Annotated in this window: 15 protein-coding genes and 1 riboswitch; of the genes, 5 read left to right on the top strand and 10 right to left on the bottom strand. The window is 41.7% G+C overall.

Annotated features, from left to right (window positions below):
- Nucleotides 1-97 precede the first annotated feature (97 nt).
- The 3 genes from PQ460_RS01235 to PQ460_RS01225 all read left to right on the top strand — a co-directional run bounded on the left by PQ460_RS01235 (nt 98) and on the right by PQ460_RS01225 (nt 5,298).
- Nucleotides 98-1,708, top strand: a complete 1,611-nt coding sequence (locus PQ460_RS01235; RefSeq protein ID WP_274171500.1) for a prenyltransferase/squalene oxidase repeat-containing protein — start codon at nt 98-100, stop codon at nt 1,706-1,708.
- Between the two features lie 126 nt (nt 1,709-1,834).
- Nucleotides 1,835-2,989: an aminotransferase A gene (locus PQ460_RS01230; protein WP_274171499.1), complete on the top strand. Its 1,155-nt coding sequence runs from the start codon at nt 1,835-1,837 to the stop codon at nt 2,987-2,989.
- A gap of 269 nt (nt 2,990-3,258) precedes the next feature.
- A complete protein-coding gene (locus tag PQ460_RS01225; protein ID WP_274171498.1) occupies nt 3,259-5,298 on the top strand; it encodes a methyl-accepting chemotaxis protein in 2,040 nt (679 codons plus the stop codon).
- A gap of 136 nt (nt 5,299-5,434) precedes the next feature.
- On the opposite strand, the gene PQ460_RS01220 is transcribed toward PQ460_RS01225, so the two are convergent.
- Nucleotides 5,435-6,271 (bottom strand): YitT family protein, encoded by an 837-nt coding sequence (locus tag PQ460_RS01220; RefSeq protein WP_273614081.1) that lies wholly within the window; start codon nt 6,269-6,271, stop codon nt 5,435-5,437.
- Nucleotides 6,272-6,679: 408 nt separating this feature from the next.
- Between PQ460_RS01220 and PQ460_RS01215 the strand changes: the two genes are divergently transcribed.
- The gene (locus PQ460_RS01215; RefSeq protein ID WP_274171497.1) at nt 6,680-7,114 is read left to right on the top strand and encodes a nuclear transport factor 2 family protein; all 435 of its coding nucleotides are present in this window, start codon (nt 6,680-6,682) and stop codon (nt 7,112-7,114) included.
- A 51-nt stretch (nt 7,115-7,165) separates the two neighbouring features.
- Complete coding sequence (locus PQ460_RS01210; protein WP_274171496.1) at nt 7,166-8,041, top strand: NmrA family NAD(P)-binding protein; 876 nt, start codon at nt 7,166-7,168, stop codon at nt 8,039-8,041.
- Here PQ460_RS01210 and PQ460_RS01205 read toward each other — a convergent pair.
- From PQ460_RS01205 to PQ460_RS01165, 9 genes are all read right to left on the bottom strand, one after another.
- On the bottom strand, nt 8,038-8,640 hold the full coding sequence (locus tag PQ460_RS01205) for a TetR/AcrR family transcriptional regulator (protein WP_274171495.1): 603 nt from the start codon (nt 8,638-8,640) through the stop codon (nt 8,038-8,040). The two genes, PQ460_RS01210 and PQ460_RS01205, sit on opposite strands and share 4 nt — an antisense overlap.
- A 43-nt stretch (nt 8,641-8,683) precedes the next feature.
- Nucleotides 8,684-9,814, bottom strand: coding sequence for an N-acetyldiaminopimelate deacetylase (locus tag PQ460_RS01200; protein ID WP_274171494.1), 1,131 nt, complete (start codon nt 9,812-9,814; stop codon nt 8,684-8,686).
- A gap of 172 nt (nt 9,815-9,986) precedes the next feature.
- On the bottom strand, nt 9,987-10,700 hold the full coding sequence (gene dapD / locus PQ460_RS01195; protein WP_204825966.1) for a 2,3,4,5-tetrahydropyridine-2,6-dicarboxylate N-acetyltransferase: 714 nt from the start codon (nt 10,698-10,700) through the stop codon (nt 9,987-9,989).
- Nucleotides 10,701-10,931: 231 nt separating this feature from the next.
- The gene (locus PQ460_RS01190) at nt 10,932-11,621 is read right to left on the bottom strand and encodes an ECF transporter S component (RefSeq protein WP_274171493.1); all 690 of its coding nucleotides are present in this window, start codon (nt 11,619-11,621) and stop codon (nt 10,932-10,934) included.
- Nucleotides 11,597-13,285 (bottom strand): ABC transporter ATP-binding protein, encoded by a 1,689-nt coding sequence (locus tag PQ460_RS01185; RefSeq protein WP_274171492.1) that lies wholly within the window; start codon nt 13,283-13,285, stop codon nt 11,597-11,599. The genes PQ460_RS01190 and PQ460_RS01185 overlap by 25 nt, the downstream gene beginning before the upstream one ends.
- Nucleotides 13,258-14,136 (bottom strand): energy-coupling factor transporter transmembrane component T, encoded by an 879-nt coding sequence (locus tag PQ460_RS01180; protein ID WP_274171491.1) that lies wholly within the window; start codon nt 14,134-14,136, stop codon nt 13,258-13,260. Before PQ460_RS01180 ends, PQ460_RS01185 begins: the two co-directional genes overlap by 28 nt.
- Nucleotides 14,133-15,203, bottom strand: a complete 1,071-nt coding sequence (locus tag PQ460_RS01175) for a DUF4430 domain-containing protein (protein ID WP_274171490.1) — start codon at nt 15,201-15,203, stop codon at nt 14,133-14,135. The genes PQ460_RS01180 and PQ460_RS01175 overlap by 4 nt, the downstream gene beginning before the upstream one ends.
- A gap of 103 nt (nt 15,204-15,306) precedes the next feature.
- The gene (locus PQ460_RS01170) at nt 15,307-19,380 is read right to left on the bottom strand and encodes an S-layer homology domain-containing protein (RefSeq protein ID WP_274171489.1); all 4,074 of its coding nucleotides are present in this window, start codon (nt 19,378-19,380) and stop codon (nt 15,307-15,309) included.
- Nucleotides 19,381-19,550: 170 nt separating this feature from the next.
- Nucleotides 19,551-19,750, bottom strand: a riboswitch (cobalamin riboswitch).
- 137 nt (nt 19,751-19,887) lie between these two features.
- Nucleotides 19,888-20,964 (bottom strand): branched-chain amino acid aminotransferase, encoded by a 1,077-nt coding sequence (locus tag PQ460_RS01165; protein WP_273614091.1) that lies wholly within the window; start codon nt 20,962-20,964, stop codon nt 19,888-19,890.
- Between the last annotated feature and the right edge of the window lie 136 nt (nt 20,965-21,100).

The following is a 21,100-nucleotide window of genomic DNA, read 5'->3' as shown; positions in this document are numbered from 1 at the left end:
AAAGTGTGGGTTTTGGAACTTTGATCAAATGAGTGTGAAACCTTCCTTTTTAGTATTTTATGCTTCATTTATCTACTATCCTTGAGGAGGAATATGGATGAAAAAGAAATTCACTCACTTGTTGCTCACAGCAGTACTGGTTGTAGGTGCGACTTTACCATCAGCAGGCATTGTGAGAGCAGACGCGGCAAGTGATGCTTCTAACCGGGCATTAACATGGTTAGAAACACAACAAGATGCTACAGCAGGACTGGCTTTTGACGGATTGGTAGATAGTTTCGAAGATTTCTGGGGCCCTAATAATCCGAAACAGATCGTCTATACTTATGATCAGGCGGTAGCCGCGATAGCATTTATCGTAAAAGGCGAGCGTAGTCGTGCTGAAAAAGTACTTAACAAAATGCGAGATATTCAAGATCCTACAGGCTACTGGCTCAATTCGTACTGGTACAACAATGGTGCAGGCGAAGAGATTCGTGAACATGTAGGCCCTGTTGTATGGATGGCAATGGCAGCGATGGCTTATGAGAAACAATACAACGATACTCGTTACCGTCCTATGGCGCTCAAAGCACTGGATTGGTCATTACAGTATCAACAAGCGAATGGCGGCGTAGCTGGCGGTTGGAGTGCTTGGAGCAACTCTAATGAACCGTGGAGCTCTACCGAGCACAATATTGATATCTATCGGGTATTGCAATATTATGCGTCTGTCGATTCAACCAAAGCAGCTAAATATAATGCGGCAGCTACTAAAGTGAAAAGCTTCCTTGATACTAAAGTATGGGACGATGCTAACAAACGCTTTACCGGTGGTTGGAAAAACGATACCAATCTGATCGATCCTAAACTTCCACTTGATGTGAATCCATGGGGCGTATTAGCACTGGGTACAACAGGTACGCATAATTATGGAGCAAGTCTAGATTATGTTGAAAATGCTAACGGTGTTCCGGGTACACTGGCGAATCCTCGTTACAAACAGACGCTGACTTATAATGATGCTGGCAATACATTAACCGGTTATGATTTTGACTGGACCGATGAAGTGAAGCCTGCTTATGACGACAATGGCAATCAGATCGGTAATACAGGTGCAGACGTATGGTTTGAAGGATCAGCCTTTATGTCACTGGCGTATTATATGAGAGGCGATGTCTCCAAAGCCAATGCGATTAATACTGAAATTATCAAAAAACAAGGAACGAGCGGAGCTTCATTAGGCGGTATTCCGTATTCTCTTAAAGGTACAAGTAATAGCTATTGGGTGATGGCGCAACAAAACTGTGTATCCAGTACAGGTTGGTTGATCTTGTCGCTTGCTCATTTCAACCCGTTCACAGGTCAGTATCTGACAGGTGGGAATCCGACGAACCCGACAACACCTACTGATCCAACAACACCTACACCTGATCCGGGTACAGGCACAGGTGATCATACAACCGCAGATTATACAGCAGGTGTAACCAAATCATCTGCTACAGCGATCAGTATCAATATTAAGCCTGTAACTACTGCTAAATATGTAGATGTTCATTACAAAATCAATGGTGGAACTCAGCTTAATTACCGTATGACCAACAGCTCGGGAACATGGAAACAAAGTGTGACCGGACTTAGCGCAGGTACCAAAATCGAATACTGGTTTACGTATGAAAAATCAGGCCCTCAATACGATTCAGCTCATTATACGTATACCTTGAATTAAATCATCTCACAGAGCATCTAATAGAGTATTCTATTAGGTGCTTTTTGCTGTTCGCGGGCAACCTTTTCGTCTATGATTTAGATAGAGTATGATATACATATTATTGTTCAAGAAAGGAACTGGATGATGGAACATTTAATCAATGCTTCAGTCAAAGATATTCAAATTAGCGGTATTCGCAAAATTGCTAATGCAGCAGCGCAGTATCCGAATGCAATCTCACTTACGATTGGACAACCTGACTTTCCTACACCTCAACATATTATTGACGCGGCTGAAGTCGCAATGAATAATGGCAAAACAGTCTATACGCCCAATGCAGGTCTACCTGCTCTACGACGTGCAGCAGCACATTTTGTCAGACAAAAATACGGGCAAGATTACAATCCTGATGATGAAGTGATCGTAACCAACGGAGCAAGTGAAGCGCTGGATATCACGCTACGGACGATTATTACACCGGGAGATGAAGTGATTTTGCCCGGGCCAATCTATCCAGGATATGAGCCGTTGATTCGCTTATCCGGCGGGATTCCTGTATATGTAGATACTCGCTCGACTGACTTCAAATTAACTGCCGATTTGATCGAAAAGCATCTATCGACACGTACGAAAGCGATTATTTTAGGTTATCCTTCTAACCCTACTGGACGGGTGATGAGTCGGGCAGAGTTACAGGATATCGCTACATTATTGCAAGAACGCGAAGTGTTTGTCATTTCCGATGAAATCTATAGCGAATTGATCTATGATACCCCTCATCAGTCGATTGCTTTATTCGATGGTATGCGTGACCAAACAATTGTGATTAACGGATTGTCCAAGTCTCATTCGATGACAGGTTGGCGGATCGGCTTTACTTTTGCTCCTGCTGAGCTGACTCAACATATGCTTAAAGTGCATCAATACAATGTCACCTGTGCTAGTTCAGTGAGTCAATATGCTGCCCTTGAAGCACTTACACAAGGCATCGACGATGCGCTTCCGATGAAACAGGAATATCAGCAACGGCGTGATTATGTGTATGATCGCTTAATCGCTATGGGGCTGACGTTAACCAAGCCAGAAGGCGCTTTTTATTTGTTCCCTTCGATTGCTCATTTGAATATCGGTTCGATGGAATTTGCTTTACGTTTATTGGAGGAAGCAGGATTAGCGGTTGTTCCGGGAGACGCTTTTTCTGAATACGGAGAAGGATATATACGGATTTCCTATGCTTATTCGCAAGATGTTTTGAGCAGAGGATTAGATCGGTTGGAACAGTTTATACAGCAATTATAATATGCACCAAACAGCATAAATAAAAACAGGTATCTTTGGAGCGATTTTGGCACCTAGAGGTACCTGTTTTTGCGTTTACAATTAGAGATAATCAGATGTAAAACGACTTTTTTTAGTACTAATCGTTGCTCCTATCATACAGATATGAAATGAAAATTTGAGTTTCATGAAAAATCTTTAATATTTTCATGCTCTACTCTATTTCTTTAAGCGATATTTGCCGATGTTAGTATAAGAATAAATATGCAGATATTATTAGGAGTGGAGTTATGAAAAATATTAAACAATTTTTGAAATGTCAAACGATTGGCAGTAAATTAATCATTTCTTTCTTTATTGTGATGATTTTAGCTTTGGGTACTTCTAGCTTCACTTCGTATTGGTTAGCTCAAAAAACGCTAAGTAATGAAATGATCAATAGCGCTTCTTCGAGCGTCGAAACATTGAATTCAACCGTCAATACTGAAATGCAGCAAAATATAGATATTGTTGATTATTTCGCCAGTCAGGTAGCTCAAGCTAATTATGCAGATAGAGATGCTCTTGTGAACGGATTTAGAAGCTATTCTACTTCTCTCAAAAAAATAGAGTCACTGTATGTAGGAAATACGACAGGTCAATTTTTTACTTCTTCTGACAAACCTAATCCTGCCGGATACGATCCTCGTGAACGTGACTGGTACAAGCAAGCTTTGACTTCACCTGGAAAAGCTATTATTACGAATCCTTACATTTCTGCTTCTACCAAGAAGCTAACCGTTACGATTGCTAAGCAAACAGCAGATCAAAGCGGAGTTATCGGATTAGATATTAATCTAGAAGCATTACAAGCAACAACAGCAACAGTCAAAATCGGTAAAGAAGGATATGCTTTTATCGTAGGGAAAGACAGCAACTTTATTTCACATCCTACAGCAATTGGACAGAAAAATGCTTCTTCCGAAGAATTGATGGCTCGTCCAGATGCCAAAAGTAGCTATACCTATCTTTATCAAGATAAACAAAAAGAATTAGTCTATACGACCAGTGATCTGACTGGATGGCGGATTGCAGGTAGCTTTTATCAAAATGAGATCAATGAAGCGACTCAACCTATCTTATACAAAATGGTGATTGTTCTATTACTTTCTCTTATTGTAGGTGGTATTGTGGTTGCACTGGTTACTCGCTCTATTACCAAGCGTCTAAGTAATATTGTCGTTGTAGCTGAAGCGATTAGTGATGGCGACCTAACACACCATATCGTAGACCGTAGCAAAGACGAGATTGGCAGATTGTCGCATACCTTTAACAATATGAACGCATCGCTAAGTTCATTGATCCACTCTATTAACGATTCTGTCAGTGATGTTGTCTCTTCTTCAGAGCAATTGAATGCAAGTTCAGAACAAACTAGCCATGCAACCGTACAGATTACGACAGCGATCGAACAATTCTCGGTCGGTAATGAACGTCAAAATAAAAATGTAAATCAAAGCGCAGAGCAATTAACTCAAGTCGCCAATTGGTTACAAACGGTCAAAACCAATTCGAACTCATTACTTTCATTGTCTGAATCATCGAATTATTTAGCAGATAGTGGAGATCGCTTAATGCAACAAACGGTAGGTCAGATTCAGCATATCGATCAATCGGTGCATCAAGCGAATGAAGTAGTGACGAATCTTTCTCGCAAATCCGAAGAAATTTCGGTTATTTTACAAACAATCAATGATATTGCCAAGCAGACTAACCTATTGTCTCTTAATGCGGCAATCGAAGCAGCGCGCGCAGGCGAACATGGCAAAGGATTCAATGTCGTTGCAGGTGAAGTGCAGAAGTTAGCCGAGCAATCCCGTTCTTCTTCTCAACATATCGAGAATCTGTTGAAAGAAATTACAGACGAGATTGGACGTTCCTTGTCTACCTTTACCGATATTCATGGTTCTGTTGCCGAAGGAATGATGACGGTTCAACAAGCAGCCGATCAGTTCCAACAGCTACGTACATCATCACATCAGATTTCTTCAAGCCTGACTGAAATGAATACGTTAGTGCAAGAAGTGAATGGCAATGCTGTAGAAGTGGCTCAATCGGTACATGAGATCAGTGAAATTTCCAATGTAAATACCGCTTCTACCCATGAGATTGCGGCTTCCGCAGAAGAGCAATTAGCAGCAATGGAAGAAATCACTGCCTCCGCTCACGCTCTGGCTTCGTTAGCAGAAAATTTACAACAAGAAATTCACCGCTTCAAAACAACCGATTCAGTAGCTAGTCCATCAGCGTCTCACGCTACAGCAAGCACTGAGAACGATACTGTAGAATAACAGCTATTATGATCTAATTTGAATACGATTAGTACAAAAAAAGCCTTACCGCTTCTATGATTGCATAGACGGTAAGGCTTTTAAGTTGTGCTCTGTGATTGGCTTTTGGCTATCGCTTGTTGCATATCACCGAACATTATTTAGATAATTCAAGGAACCCTTCGCCAAATACATCTCGTACATCATGAATCGTGATAAAGGCATTAGGATCAGCCGCTTTGACGATCTTTTTGAGTACCGATACTTCTTGCTTGCTAATCACGATATACAGTACTTCTTTCGGTGTCTTCGTATAATATCCATGACCGGATAATACGGTCACTCCGCGATCCATCACTGTAATGACCTTTTCCGCGATCTTATCTTGCTGTGCGGAAATGATCATCACAGCTTTTTTCGGATTCAATCCTTCAATAATAAAGTCCATCGTTTTGGTACCAATATACAACATCACAATCGTTAACATCAGGCTTTGTGCCCCGATAATAAAGTAAGACGAGAACGCTACAATCAGATCGAAGAAGAGCAACCCATAGCTAATATTCCAATCCAGATATTTGTTCGCAATCCGCGCCAGAATCACTGTTCCTGCTGTTGTTCCGCCTGCTCGAATAATCAGCCCGATCCCTACACCTGTAAACAATCCACCGAATATCGTATTAATCATAATTTCACTAGAATCGATTCGCCAGTCTGCGGTCAGATGAAGGAAAAATGAGTTAAATGCAACCGCAAGAATCGTATAGATCGTGGTCGTTTTATCCAGAAATTTGTATCCAATAATCAATAGAAACGCATTAATCACCAAGTTCATCAGCCCAGGTGACAATTGCCATACATAAAATAAGATAATCGTAACCCCGGTTACGCCACCTTCACCCAGTTCATTCGGTATTACAAATAAGTTAATTGCTAACGCAAAAATAAATGCACCCAGTGCTATAAAAGCAATATCAATAATCCTTTTTTTCATCTATTTATACTCCCCTTTTATCCAACCCTAACAAATGAGTATTGTAAGCGATAAAACCTTGACAAGTCAAAGCTTTTTTAAGTTACTGTCCTCTGCTATTTCGGTAGTCTATCACCGTTAAAAAGCACGTTGTTAGGTGAAAAATAATGCCGTTTGGATAGGTAGTGTATATTTATGCTGGAAAGAGGAATATTTTGTTTATTTTTTAAATAAATCTTGTATATCGAATGTATATCAATAAAACGTAACCTATGATCATGCGATGTATTTATCTTTTAAAATAATTCCAGACCAATCATTCCGAATATTATTGACTATTTAGTCTGGAATGATTATAGTAAATGTAGCGTTTCTGAATTTGAGCCAATTTATTAACTACATTCACTCATTCGAAAGGCAGGTATCCTTATGGAAAATCAATCTATAAATGAATCTTCAACATTATCTATTGAGGCTTATTATGAACAGGCTATGCAGATGATGAATACGTTTAGTCAAGCGATGCTAACTGAGGATATTGATTTATTCCTTAGTCTTTTTAGCTCAAATATTGTTTTTCAATTCCCGTATGCACCTGAGGAATATGCCAAGCAGTTGGATGGCATTGATGCTCTACGACAACATCTCGAATCGTTAAAAGGAATGATCGCTTTTACTCATTTCACTACTCCAATGATTCATATTTCTGCGGATACTTCTACTTTTATTGCTCAATTTCAAGGTGTGGGTACTTTTGTTGCTACAGGCTTACCTTATGAGCAAGATTATATCTCAGTCGTGACTACCTTAAACGGACAAATTACCCGTTATCAAGATTATTGGAATCCTCTTCAAGTATCTTAATCTTATGTCATTTCAATTTACTATCTGAATAGCATCGTAAAGGAGTATATTATGAAATCTATTGAGCGCATTTTAGTTACTGGCGGACAAGGTAAAACGTCTTCTCGTATTACATCTCTTCTTCTGACAGAGGGTTATCACGTTCGTACAGCAGGTAGAAGATCTTCTTCATTGCAACATCCTCACGCCGAACATGTGCTTTTTGATTGGCATGATTCGTCTACGTATGTACAAGCTTTGCAGGGAATTGATGCCATCTATGTGGTGATTCCTGTCACGATGTATCCCGAACCTATCGTTATTCCTTTTATTGAGCTTGCCCTTGCTCAAGGTATCCAACGGGTTGTGTTACTATCCAGTGCATCTATTCATATTGATGAACCTGTTTTTGGACATATACATCGCTGGATCAGTGAACATGTACCGCAGTGGGCAGTATTACGACCTTCTTATTTTATGCAAAATTTTACCGAAGCACAGCAAGCCGACTTGATTCACCAACATAGAATAATCGCTAGCGCTACACACGAAGGCAAAATTGGATTTGTCGATGCTAATGACATCGCGGCTGTGGCTGTAAAAGCATTAACAGATATCACTTCTCATAATACTGAACATCTGATTACAGGTCCTCAATCACTCACTTATGAGGAAGTAGCGACTATAATTAAAGAAGTCACAGGCGTACCGATTACGTATCATGCCACCAGTGAATCAGAGTTGCAACAGCAATTGATAGAGGCTGGAATCGCACCAGATTATGCTAGTTTTCTAGCTCATTTGGATACACGAATTGCTGTAGAAGGGATCGAAGATCAGGTAAGCGATAGTGTCGAGATTATAACAGATAGACCTCCACGATCTTTCCGCCAATATATTGAGGATCATAGACATTTATTTGTAAATACAACAAAAGGCAGCGCTTAATGCTGCCTTTTTGTTTTTGCATATAATACGGATAATGCGATCTCTGTAATTGTGTTCAATTTAGCCTGATCGGCACCCAACTTGGTCGTAAAAATCAGTGCTGTTCGTTCATGGACTAGATACTGTGCCATCGCAGTCAAATTTACCTCTGGCCCCAATTCTCCTTGCTCTACAGCACGTTCTAATAAACGGTAAAATCCTGCTTCAATCTGTGCGTTATTATCCTGCAAATATTGATGTAATTCTGTATCATGTGGAGCATATTCTATAGCACTTGCGATAATAAAACATTCTTGAGCTAATTCGTTATCAGTCAGTACACTAATCATCTTTTGAAAAATCTGTTGTATTAATGGCAAGACTTCACCAGATTGCTCTAACAATGATAATAAATCTGCTGTTTTATGATCCATATAGTGCTTAACCGCAAGAATAAATAGATCACGCTTGGTTCCATACGTATCATATAGACTCTGACGAGCAATCCCTAATTCTTGCAACAGATCAGGTAACGTCGTTCCTTCATATCCCCGACTGCCAAACGTCTTCATCGCTCGATGCAACACGATAGTCGTATCAAAAGCTTTCGTACGTGCCACTATCTCACATCCTCTATCTTTCACTCTACCCTATAAGCTAACCTTACACCGCATCCTGCCCTGATTTCCAGTTCAAATAATCGGTAATCGTCGTGATCGCCACGTCAATCGCATCTTCACTCGGCTCAAGCTTTGCATGATGCAATCCATAAGGCGTGTCCACACCTAACCAGAACATAAATCCCGGAATGTGATCCAGAAAATAACCAAAATCTTCGCCGGTCATCGCTTCTGTACATTCTACTAGATTTACATCAGAACGTTGTCCTAACCAATCCATAAATTCATGAGTTAAAGTCGCTTCGTTAAACACTTGCAAGTAATTGGAGCCCCAATCAATCTCTGCCTGACATTCAAATCCGGCTTCGATTCCTTTGACCAATGCTTGAATGCGAGATTTGACAGCGACCATCGTATCGGCTGACAGTGTACGAATTGTGCCTTCCAGACGGGCACGCTCGGCGATAATATTTTGCTTGGTACCGCCTTCGACTTTACCAATCGTCACAACAGCCGAGTCTAACGGATTGATATTACGGGCAATAATTGTCTGCAACTGTCCTACCAACTGACAGCCTGCAACGACCATATCATTTGCTTTGTGCGGATAAGCGGCATGTCCGCCTGTACCGATCAGATCGATAAACAATTCGGATGTATTGGCAAATAAAATTCCTGCGCGTGTCGCGATTGTACCGACAGGATATTCAGGTGCTACATGAAGCCCGATCATCTGATCTGGCATCCAATCGGCTAATTCTGCACTGGCTAACATCGGCTTCGCTCCGCCCGGCCCTTCTTCTGCTGGTTGGAAAATAACCACGAGATCATCGGTCATTTGATGAGTCGCAAAATGAGTCAATACGCCGAGTCCAATCGTCATATGTAGATCGTGTCCACAAGCGTGCATATATCCTTCATGTTCACTTTGAAAATCGTAAGACGTCTGCTCGACAATTGGCAACCCATCCATATCGGCACGATAACCAAAACGGCGCTTCGGTGCACTGCCATGAATATAGACTAGAATCCCTGTGCGCCATGTGCGAATCTCCAAATGGTTTTGCGGAAGAGTAGCGATATAATCTAGCAAATACTGTTGCGTTTTGAATTCTTGAAATCCTGGTTCAGGAATACGATGAAGATCACGGCGAATCTGAGTAAAAGTAGTCATCTGAATCTCCTTTTTCTTTCTCATTCTATACGAATAGTTATACTACATAGCGTCAGTATACCATCCAAAGTAGCATCAAAAACAAACTCAACACTAAGCTCAAAGGATGAAAGAAAGACCCAGCATGTGCGGGGTCTCCAGATCGAAATATATAGTTATATCTAATTATCAATTACAGTGTACGTAGATCTTGCAAAATTTCTGTTTTAGACTTTGTTTTGTCGTCTACTTGCTTGATTACACGTGCTGGAGTACCTGCTACAACAGAGAAAGGAGGTACGTCTTGCGTTACCACAGCGCCAGCCGCTACAACAGCACCTTCACCGATACGTACGCCTTCAAGTACAACCACATTAGCACCGATCAATACGTCATCTTCAACGGTTACAGGCTGAGCAGAAGGTGGCTCAATGACGCCTGCAAGAACAGAACCTGCTCCGATATGACACATTTTACCGACTTGTACACGTCCACCTAGAACAGCACCCATATCGATCATTGTACCTTCACCGATCACAACACCGATATTGATAACAGCGCCCATCATAATAACAGCGTTATCGCCGATAGATACCATTTCACGAATAAATGCGCCTGGCTCAATACGTGCATTGATGTTTTTCATATCTAACAAAGGAATCGCAGAGTTACGACGATCGCTTTCGATCACTTGGTCTGCAATTTTGCTTGCATTTTCAGTCAAAACGCCTTGAATATCTGCCCAATCGCCGAAAATAACACCTGTGTTACCAGTGATAAATGTCTGTACGTCTTCAGGGAATGTAATGCTGTCCAATTCACCTTTAAGGTATACTTTGACTGGAGTTTTCTTTTTGCTCGTTTTGATCAAGTTAATAATTTCGTGTGTATTCATTTCCGTGGACATGTATAAAGGCTCCTTTTATATAACTGCATGTATTTTTAAATGGATCATCAGACAAAAATCTGAACTACATCCTTTATAGCACAATCAAAGGTGCAGTCGCAATGGACACAAGGCTTGCAAATGTTCACTACGTATGGAATAACTATACCATATGCACTCTATAAGTTCGCCCTAATCCGCAAAAGATACAAAAAAATAGAGAAGAAGTACAAATGCACTCTTCTCTCGTTTTTAACCGCTATCCAGTAACCCGTATTTTTTGCGAAAACGTTCTAATACTTTGATCCATCCACCAGCCAGAACCGCAAGGAAAAAGACATTAGATAACGCATGAGCTAGATCAAAATAAAAGCTTTGTACATATACCGCTAGCACGGCTTTCCATTCCAAAGCAACGGCAAGATCGATCACAACCCACAGATTCATAATCCAGCCAAATAAAAAGCCCCAGATCAGCCCGAATGCAAGTAAGCCAAGTCGCTTTTTCATCCACCATGTCTGACGAAGTAAGCCTGCACTCACGCCCATCATCCCCCATGCAAACATCTGCCACGGTGTCCACGGGCCTTGTCCAAAATAGATATTCGATACAAGTGCCGCCATTGCGCCCACAATAAAGCCTGCTTCAGAGCCAAATACCAGTGCCGACAAAATGACGATTGCCGAGACAGGCTTCACACTGGGTAAAGCGGCAAAAGGAATCCGGCTGACTGCTGCAATCGCCGCTAACATCGCCAGCAGAACCAATTCACGCGCTTCAAGCTTACGCCGTTCAAAGCGGACAAATAACGGCAACATCACCGCCAATAACAATACAAAACTGAGCAACATATAATGATCACTCAGCACTGCATTAGACAATGCTAATACTAAAATACTTAGACCTACTGCAATCATCAGCCAGAGGCGGGAACGCGCCATACATCCAGTACCTCCTCTGCGGTGAGTACACCCGGTAACCAATCACGTACAACCCGATTAACGGCTGTCGTATAAAATACATTTTCGCTAAAAAAGATCGAAGGTATATCTGTCGTAGTAATCATGCCATCAAATAACATCGCACAACGACTGCTATAACTTGCTGCAAATTCTACATCATGAGTCACGATCACAATCGTATGTCCGGCTTGACGAAGCTCTAGTAATTGCTGGGCTAAAGCGATTTTGGCAAGTGGATCAAGCCCTTTGGTAGGCTCGTCTAATAGCAGAATATCTGGATTAAGCAGTAACACAATCGCTAACGCTGTTTTCTGCTGTTGTCCACCGCTAATATCATGCGGATGCTTCTGTTCTAATCCTTCTAATTGTAATTGCTTCATCAGCTTCGCAATCGCAATCTCTGGTTCTGCAATACCTGCATGTTGAGCCGCTGTCGATAATTCTTCAGCAACTGTGTCATGACTGAAATACAGCAATGGATTTTGCGCGAGATAGCCGATATTTAGCTTATTGGCTTTTTTGATTGTTCCTCTTCGTGGTTGAAGTAGACCTGCTAGCAATTGAAGTAATGTCGATTTACCTGCTCCATTGCCTCCTAGAATCGCTAACATTTCTCCCTGAATAATCTGCAAATCTAACTTTTTCAACACTTCATCACTTTTCTTTTCATATTGAAAAGTGACTTCACGACATTCTAGCAGTATCTGTTCTTTGGCAAAAGAAGTCGTAAGCGGTGCTGAATCAGCTAATGGTGCTATCGTGTCCGCCAAAGAGCGATCCCAATCCAACGTCTGTAACCACTGCTTTCCTTCACGTACTGTAAAAGGAACAGCAGATAGAGCAGGTACCTTTTCGGTTATTTGCTTGTTATGCATCGTCCAGAATAACTGTGTAACCGAAGGCAAATATTTAAAATCATCGGGATCATGACGCTGTATCTGTTCACTCACTTCACGAGGAGAGCCGCTGTATTTCAACTTCCCTTTTTCCAACAGAATCATCTGATCCGCCAAAGGAATGACTTCTTCTAAGCGATGTTCACTAATAATAACAGTCGTTGAAAATTCTCGATTCAACCGGTAGACCATCGAAATAAATTCACGCGCCGCTACCGGATCAAGTTGTGAAGTCGGTTCATCCAATAACAGTAATTTCGGTTGTAACAGCAATACAGAAGCTAGATTGAGCAGTTGCTTTTGCCCGCCTGATAATTCGTGAATTGGCTTGTATAATAAAGGCTCTAATCCAAAAAACTGCGCAATTTCTGCTAATCGACTGCGCATCACTGGAAGAGAATAGCCCAGATTTTCCATCCCAAATGATAGTTCATGCCAGACTACATCCATCACAATACTGTTATCTGGATTTTGAAAAACCATTCCGATCTCTTGCGCTGACTGATGTGCTGGTAATTCATTTAACATATTGCCGTTATAATAGATCGTGCCGCCGATTTGACCGACAGGCGTTAATTCAGGTTTGAGCTGGCGTAACAATGTCGTTTTGCCACAGCCTGACGCTCCGCACAATACAACAAAATCTCCTGCATGGACAGTGAAATGAATATCACTTAATACCTGATGTGGTTCGTCAGGATAAGCAAAAGAAAGTTGATTTACTTGGAGTATTTCCATGATAGCCATTCCTTTCCTTCTACAATCACTGGAATCAGCAGATACAGACCAAAGCATAAGTATAGTATCCAATCCTGCATACTAAATACCATGGACTGCATACGCGGATAGATGACAGCTCGTCCCCAGCCAAGCGCACTACCGATCATAATAACGATAATCAATACAGATAGACATCCGGTTAACCAGCGATCTCTGCGATCCATACGATGGACTACATACGCTGTACGCTTGGTTGTACCATATCCGCGTGCTTTCATCGAATCTGCACTTTGAAGCGCTTCTTCTAGTGACCAGACCAGCAGTACTTTGACAAGAGTCATCCCATCTCTCATACGCTTGGTGAGCGATCCTTCATGAACGCTGATTCCACGTGTACGTTGCACCAGCGTAATCTGAGTTAATCTTCGGCGCAATAATGGCACAAATCGTAATGCCATCATCACTACCAGTGCACTTTGAGGCACAAATTTGGCAAACAAATACATAAATTTATCAGTCGTTACATTGTAGTTATACGATAGACTGGTCAGCAGAATCAGCGTAAGCGATAACAACATAGTCACGCCATACAATACGGATTCCAACGTAATCGGCTGATCCATAAAGTAAAATAAAATATGTCGACCTCGGTGTGAAATCAATGGATTAATCACTACAATCGCTATACCGATCAGCAGATAAAAAGGCAACATCCGCACAATAGTACCTGCATGCTTCTGTATACTAATCAATACAATCAGCAAAATGATACCTGTCAGCAAAAAGACAGGATGAAATAGCAACATCCCGCTCAATAACAATCCTCCGTAAAACAAAAACAATGTGATGGGATGCAGAGCACGAAATCCGCTGTTCAATTTTTGGCTCCTACATCTTTTCCAAGATCGGTCGTATACAACCAGTCAATCTGATCTCCCGCTTGCACTTTGTATGCGCCTGCGCTCATATTTGGAAAATTGCCATTAACTTTGAACATCCATCCACTGGTAGGCCCTTCGTCAAATTCATACAGATTATCGATTCCTTCTACATAAGCGAACCCACTAGACCCTTGATACTCCATAGGTATTCCTTTGCTACGGGTTATACGCTTCAGTAAATCCAGCGCACTTTCCCCTGCTTCTACTGGCACAGAGGTAGATCCCAGTATGTTACTGTCGCCTGTAATCGATAGTGTAACTGTAGACGCTTGAGGTTGTGGCTTAGGTGCTGATGGTGTTGTAGGCGTTGCTGTTGTACCCGAGTCTTTAGCTGTATTGCTAGATGGTTTGGATGTACTGGTCGATGGTTTGGAATCTTTTGTTGTTTTGGTGTTGTCTTTGGTGCTCTTTGTAGATGTATCTTTGGTACTGCTTTTAGACTGATTGTCAGAAGTTGCTGTTGATTTTTGAGATGATTGAGTATCTGAATCACTAGATGTCGAACTGGATTTCTCTTTTGTGTTACTGGTCGATGGTGTGCTAGTTGAAGTCGATGATTGGTCTTTGTTGGTATCTGTCTTCGTTGAAGCATCATCGGTCATGTTCTCTTTGGGATCAGCCGTCTTTTGTGTGTCGTTCGTTGTCTGCTGATCTGCTTCTTTTGCCCCGGTCGAAGCTTGAGAATCTGTAGCTGGTGTGGTGTCTTTATCTGTTGGTGCTGTCGCAGAATCGGATTGATCTTTAGTTACAGTCTTATCTGGAGAAGCGACTTCATCCGAAGTTGTCGGTGACTCTGTGATCTTATCTGTTGAAGAATCGCTAGCCGATGATTGATTAGTCGGTGCAGTAGAAGAACAACCACTGATCAATAACAACGTCAACATCACCGTTACTATAGCTAATGGCAAGCGTGAATATTTGCCTGAATGCTGAGCAGAAGTTGGTGTTGGCACAGTATGATGATGCTGTTGCTGACAATCTCTACGTGGATGTTGATTGCTCATCTTGATCGATACCCTCCTTACATACACAAAACGGAACGCTGGACACTATGATCCCCGTTCCGCTATTTGTATAATCTATTATTTCTTTTAGTTTACCGTAAAATTAGTTCGCTTGCGCCATCTTCTGTACATTGATCGCTACGACAGCTGCCATTTCACGTGTTACTTTGGCTTGAGGATCAAATTTGTTATTCGCGCCCACCATAATTCCATTATTCACTACAGCACTGACTGCGCTACGTGCATAACTACCGATTTTCGCTTGATCTGCAAAAGAAGCAGTCGATGTGCCTTGAAGTGCAAATGCACGAGTTAACATCACAGCCATATCTTGACGGGATACCGGCTGATTCGGTTGGAATGATGTTGCGCTAATACCTGTGATAATGCCTTTATTTTGGGCGGTCATAATTGCATTATAATACCACTGATTAGCCGATACGTCTTTAAATGTCGATTTACTAGTAGAGGTATTTCCTGACTCTGTTGCTCCGGTCAAACGAACTACTAATGCAGCAAATTGAGCACGTGTTAATTGTTGTTTAGGAGCAAATACAAGTTCCTGATCACTCACACCTAACATCAACCCTGCATCATAAGCACGATGTACAGAATCAGAAGCCCATGCTGAAATAGTATTTTCATCTGCAAATGTAACTGTTGTACTTGTACCTGTATCTACAGGCTTAGTAGCAGTATTTGCTAAATTATAAATCGTATTTCCACTGTTCATATACTGCTGATATGCAACCAGAGCAAGTAATGCTTGTTCAGTAGCAATATTGTCGCTTGCACTGCCTACCGTATGGCTATAAGTGCCATTTGCTTGACGGAACTGGCTTAGACGCGTAATTAGGTCACCATTGGACTTCGTAAAACGTGCGTCTTTTGGATTGATACCTGCTGATGTTAGTGCAACGATCACTTGAGAGACACTTTCGCTACTATCATCGTTATAAGCAGAATACCCTCCGTTAGCTTGCTGTTGTGCAGATAGATATTGAACAGCTTGGTCGATCGCTGTTTGGACTTTGGCCTGTGTGCGTTCAGGTGCAAGTGCAGCAACTGCCATTGCTGTCATATCTACACTGCTCGCTTCACCTGTTGCCAGTGGGAATCCACCATCGCTATTTTGCGCGCTTAACAACCATGTCACTAGCTTGTCTTGGTTCCATGTAGCTGTTGAAGGCATTGTATACTTATCACTATTTAGCGCAATCAAAGCAAAGATAGGTCCATTGGTTCCTTGAGCTGTCATTTTCTCATGGTTAACCATTTTGTCGATTAAGTTCACACCGCTCACAGATGTTGGATCGCCACCTGCTGCTTTGATCCCTAAAATCAATCGTTCCAGATCAGTCACTTTGCGGAATGTACCTGCTGATTGTTTGACTTGAGCTGTTGCATTAGTTAGGTAACTAGCTGGCAAAGTTCCACCTGCACGTACAATTCCTACTGCTTCCCATTCGGTTAATGGGTTATGGGAAAGCACATTTTTGACTGTTGCATTGATATCTGTTGTTAATTGTTGCTGGTCTGCTGAGCTTGCTAATACATCTTTGTTGATCACCGCATATTGGGTAAAGTGAGAGACTGCTCCGGTGATAATGCCAGTTTTGGCATCCAAAGCTGTTGGAACAGGAACCCATTGCTTAGTTTCTTCATTTAGCCAAGCAATCGTCAGGCTAGACATTGTATTAGCATAGACTGGAATTTTGAATGAAAGGTATACAGGCTTTTCAAACTGTTGTCCTTTTGGCGTAAATTCATACAGACTGGATACAAGCTCTGGACGACTAGCCATTTCTTCTTCAATTCCAATCGTAGTATTACTCTTCACACTATTAGCTGGCACAATAAATTGTACTTTACCTGCTGGATCAGCAAGTGTCGCTTTCTGATCAGCAGTTACTTCTGCACTGACACTTACTTTTGCCGCAGATGCCAGAGCTTTGGCTATTGAATTGGCTGTACTAGCAGTCATTGGAGAACCCGAGTTGAGTACTGTACTCGACTGCCCTGCTTCGTTCACAGCCAGTTGATTGTTGGATTTGATTTTCAGTTGAGACAATTCACTTTCTACTTGAGAAGGAATGATTGACGGGAAAGGAACACCGAGACTGTTATTCGCACTTCCTCCACCGCCACCAGAGACAGTAGCTGTACCATCACTATAGCGCCATGCTAGAGTATCTCCAGCTTTTAACGTATAGGCTCCGGCTCCTGTGTTCGGTTGTTGTCCGTTGACTGTGTACACCCAACCACTTAATGGCCCTTTATCAAATTCACTTAATCCATCAATAGCTGTTACATAAGCAGTAGCACCGCTACCTCTGTAACTTACACGACTGGAACCTAACTGACGTAACAATACGCTAAAAGCAGTATCTCTATTTTGCAATGTAATCGAAGTCGTAGGCAGAATCGTACTATCACCTGTGACGGACATCGTAATTGTATTGGCAGTAGGTGTAGTGGTACTTCCACCTGTACTGTTATCGTTCGCCACAATTAATGTAGAAGTACTGCGTACAATCGAAGGTACACTGTTATTCTGGTATCCTGTCACAGCTACGGTATAGGAGCCTGAACTCATTTTATTAAATGAAGCTACACCCTGTGCATTGGTTGTTACTGTTTGGTTACCGACTTGTACTTGTACATTTGCCGCAGGACTGACTACTTTGTCGCTAGTAAATGTATCGTTATTCCATATCCAATCGGCTTTTTGTACCGTAATATCGAAGCCACTGCTTGCTTTTGGCACCGCAGGCGATGTCGTTACAGACTCTACTAATGAGATTCCATAAGCTCCAAAATACACATATACTTGATCCGAAGGTTGTAATACAAATGCATCCATACCCACATCTGGTGATATCCACTGGCCATTACGTTTTACCGCGAATAACCAACCACTCGATGGATCAAGATCACCACTATTGATGCCTGCGATCCCTGTTACATATTTACCAAATGAAGCAGATGCAATCGTTAGTTTTACTCCATGTTGTGAAGCAACATTTTGTAATGCATCTAGTGCATAAACAGCTTCAGTCACGCCTGTAGTTACAGGAGCAGAAGGGCCTTCTACAATAACACTTGCTTGTACTTTGGTGCCCTGCCCCGGTTCAGGAGTAGGCGTTGGTTCTGGCTCAGGCTGTGGTGCTACAGGAGGATTAGGATTGGTATACAGCACTCCTGCATTTTTTGTATACAGATCATACGCTACTAATGCTCGTAATGCTTGATCTGTTGAAAAAGCTTTGTCCGATGCACTTGCAGTCAATTCATGACGGAAACCACCATCACTATTTTGAAAAGCAAGTAAACGGTCGATTAACGATTTTCCATTTTTCTCAAATTGTACATCGGTTGGATCGATTCCAAATGAAGCTAGTCCAATAATCTCCTGTGCAATCGATTCACTGCTTGAATCGTCTGATTTTTGTTTTAACCAATTCACTGCTTTTTTCCCTGCTGTCTGTACATCTGCACGATCTTTGTACGGAGCTAGAGCACTAAGTGCCATTCCATAATAATCTGTCGACATTTGCGGGCCATTAATCGCTGCAACTACACTATCGATCAGTGTATCGCGTCCTTGCTTGGCATCATTAGGCACTTGATATGTACCAGAATCTAATGCGATCAATGCAAACATCGGTCCATTAACACCTTGTTGATTGATATTCGCATGATTGTATAATTTTTCGATCAAATTACAATCGGAAATATTCGTAGCATTTAAACCTACCGATGCCCCTGCAATCGCCATTCGTGCTAATTCAGTTACCGAAGGCTTCGCTTGAGCACACAAATTTTTTACTTCTGTTCTTAGACTGCTGTAGTAGCTAGCAGGAATGGCTTTGCCTGTACGCGCATAGCTGACTGCAATCCAATCGCCATCGACTCCACCATTAGCGTCGATATATTGCATCGCTTGCGTGATAGCCTGACCATATACAGATTGGGTGACGTTCGTATTGACGGTTGAATCGTTAGTAGAAGAATCATTCGAAGTGTAGACCGCTTGAGATACAGTGGTTGTCGTAGGATTCGGTTCATCTGCTGCATACGCAGAAGCAGAAAATACACCGGACGGTACTAATGTAGCGATCGTAAGAACCAGTGTTAAGATCGTAGCGATCCACTGACGGGATAGAGATGATTTCATATGAGACCTTCTTTCTTGTTTTAGTAAAATAGACATAACGACAGTACAACATAAAAAAGCCACTTCAACGGAAGTGACTTCAAAGGCATAACAGCACAACCATTCACCACCTGTGACGATACAGGCTTAGAATGCTAGGACTGTTTCTCCTCTTTGCTCCGAAGATGATAGAAACGATTGCTCGCAAGGCAGGTCTCCTGGCTATGCTTCATCACATCCTCCTACCTTCCCATCGCTTCATGCAACAGTGGCTCGATTCAGGAGTTGTTCAGCATTTACAGTGGCGGGACCGCGCCGGAATACACCGGACTTCCCTTTTAAGCGGATACAAAATCATATTCGTATCTGCACCTTGGACAATAAATTATATAGATTTGTAGTATTTATCATAGCGATAGCACCGGGCTTTGTCTACGAATTCTAGCAAATTACTTATCGGAAACATGTGAAAAAATAAAAGCGCATCCTGATCACAGGACACGCTCATAAATAACGATACGATTTAGCTTACGCTTTAACTTCTAACGTCCAACCAAATGGATCTTCGGCTACACCTTTTTGAATACCGGTCAATGTCTCATACAACTTGGCAGACAATTCGCCTGTTTTGCCTTCGTTGATGACCATTTTCTCACCTTGCCAGTTCAATTCGCCCATAGGAGAAATAACGGCTGCGGTACCTGTACCGAAAGCTTCTTCTAACTTGCCTTCTTTGTGCGCTTCTTCCAATTCATCAATCGAAAGAATACGTTCTTCCACAGGAATATCCCAGTGCTTCAGCAATTGAATGATCGAATCACGCGTAATCCCGCTTAGAATACTGCCGTTCAGCGCAGGTGTTACGACGATACCGTTAATTTTGAAAAAGACGTTCATACTACCCACTTCTTCAATATATTTACGATGTACACCATCTAACCACAGTACTTGAGAATAACCCAATTCTGTAGCGCCTTCTTGTGCTTTGAGTCCAGCAGCATAGTTACCTGCTGTTTTTGCCATTCCTACGCCGCCGGGAACAGCACGTACATATTTGGATTCTACGAAAATTTTAACCGGATTGATGCCTTCTGCATAATAAGCACCTACAGGTGAAAGGATAATCATAAATTTATATTGACGTGAAGGTGATACGCCTAGTGTCGGTTCTGTTGCAATAACAAATGGACGTACATAAAGTGAATTACCTTCACCTTCTGGAATCCATTCACGATCGGTAAGAATCAACTGACGCAAGGCTTCAAGCGCCAATTCAGGATCCACTTCTGGAATACTCATACGCTCGTTAGAGATATTAAGACGCTCTATATTTTTAGTAGGACGGAACATAAGCACACGTCCATCTTCTGTTGCATATGCTTTGAGTCCTTCAAAAATCGTTTGTCCATAATGGAATACTTTAGCTGCCGGGTCCATCATAATCGGTTGATAAGGAACGATACGTGCATCATGCCAACCTTGTCCAGCATCATAGTCCAAAATAAACATATGATCTGTAAATTGTGTACCAAATACTACCCCATCCATGGATGCCGGTTTCTCTTTTTTATTCGTTGTGTGTTCGATCTTGATCTCTATAGTCATGGTTTATGTCTCCTTAAACAATTATTCCTTAAATCATATCACTTCTTATCCCAAATCGAAAATACTTAAAAACAATAAGTTTATAGGCAATATGTCAAAACAAGTTTATTCTCTTCTAAATACCTCTTTTTCCTTT

It is taken from the genome of Paenibacillus sp. KACC 21273 (genome assembly GCF_028736095.1).
GTDB classification, from domain to species: domain Bacteria; phylum Bacillota; class Bacilli; order Paenibacillales; family Paenibacillaceae; genus Saccharibacillus; species Saccharibacillus kyungheensis.
Note: the sequence above shows the minus strand (reverse complement) of the source record. Positions and strands in the feature narration are given on the sequence as shown.

Excerpts from the sequence above, each read along its gene's own strand:
- PQ460_RS01190 (WP_274171493.1), bottom strand. The coding sequence starts at position 11,621 with ATGGCGCGTTCCCGCCTCTGGCTGATGATTGCAGTAGGTCTAAGTATT.
- PQ460_RS01220 (WP_273614081.1), bottom strand. The coding sequence starts at position 6,271 with ATGAAAAAAAGGATTATTGATATTGCTTTTATAGCACTGGGTGCATTT.
- PQ460_RS01175 (WP_274171490.1), bottom strand. The coding sequence starts at position 15,203 with ATGAGCAATCAACATCCACGTAGAGATTGTCAGCAACAGCATCATCAT.
- PQ460_RS01215 (WP_274171497.1), top strand. The coding sequence starts at position 6,680 with ATGGAAAATCAATCTATAAATGAATCTTCAACATTATCTATTGAGGCT.
- PQ460_RS01225 (WP_274171498.1), top strand. The coding sequence starts at position 3,259 with ATGAAAAATATTAAACAATTTTTGAAATGTCAAACGATTGGCAGTAAA.
- PQ460_RS01200 (WP_274171494.1), bottom strand. The coding sequence starts at position 9,814 with ATGACTACTTTTACTCAGATTCGCCGTGATCTTCATCGTATTCCTGAA.
- PQ460_RS01185 (WP_274171492.1), bottom strand. The coding sequence starts at position 13,285 with ATGGCTATCATGGAAATACTCCAAGTAAATCAACTTTCTTTTGCTTAT.
- PQ460_RS01165 (WP_273614091.1), bottom strand. The coding sequence starts at position 20,964 with ATGACTATAGAGATCAAGATCGAACACACAACGAATAAAAAAGAGAAA.
- PQ460_RS01210 (WP_274171496.1), top strand. The coding sequence starts at position 7,166 with ATGAAATCTATTGAGCGCATTTTAGTTACTGGCGGACAAGGTAAAACG.
- PQ460_RS01230 (WP_274171499.1), top strand. The coding sequence starts at position 1,835 with ATGGAACATTTAATCAATGCTTCAGTCAAAGATATTCAAATTAGCGGT.
- dapD (WP_204825966.1), bottom strand. The coding sequence starts at position 10,700 with ATGTCCACGGAAATGAATACACACGAAATTATTAACTTGATCAAAACG.
- PQ460_RS01170 (WP_274171489.1), bottom strand. The coding sequence starts at position 19,380 with ATGAAATCATCTCTATCCCGTCAGTGGATCGCTACGATCTTAACACTG.
- PQ460_RS01235 (WP_274171500.1), top strand. The coding sequence starts at position 98 with ATGAAAAAGAAATTCACTCACTTGTTGCTCACAGCAGTACTGGTTGTA.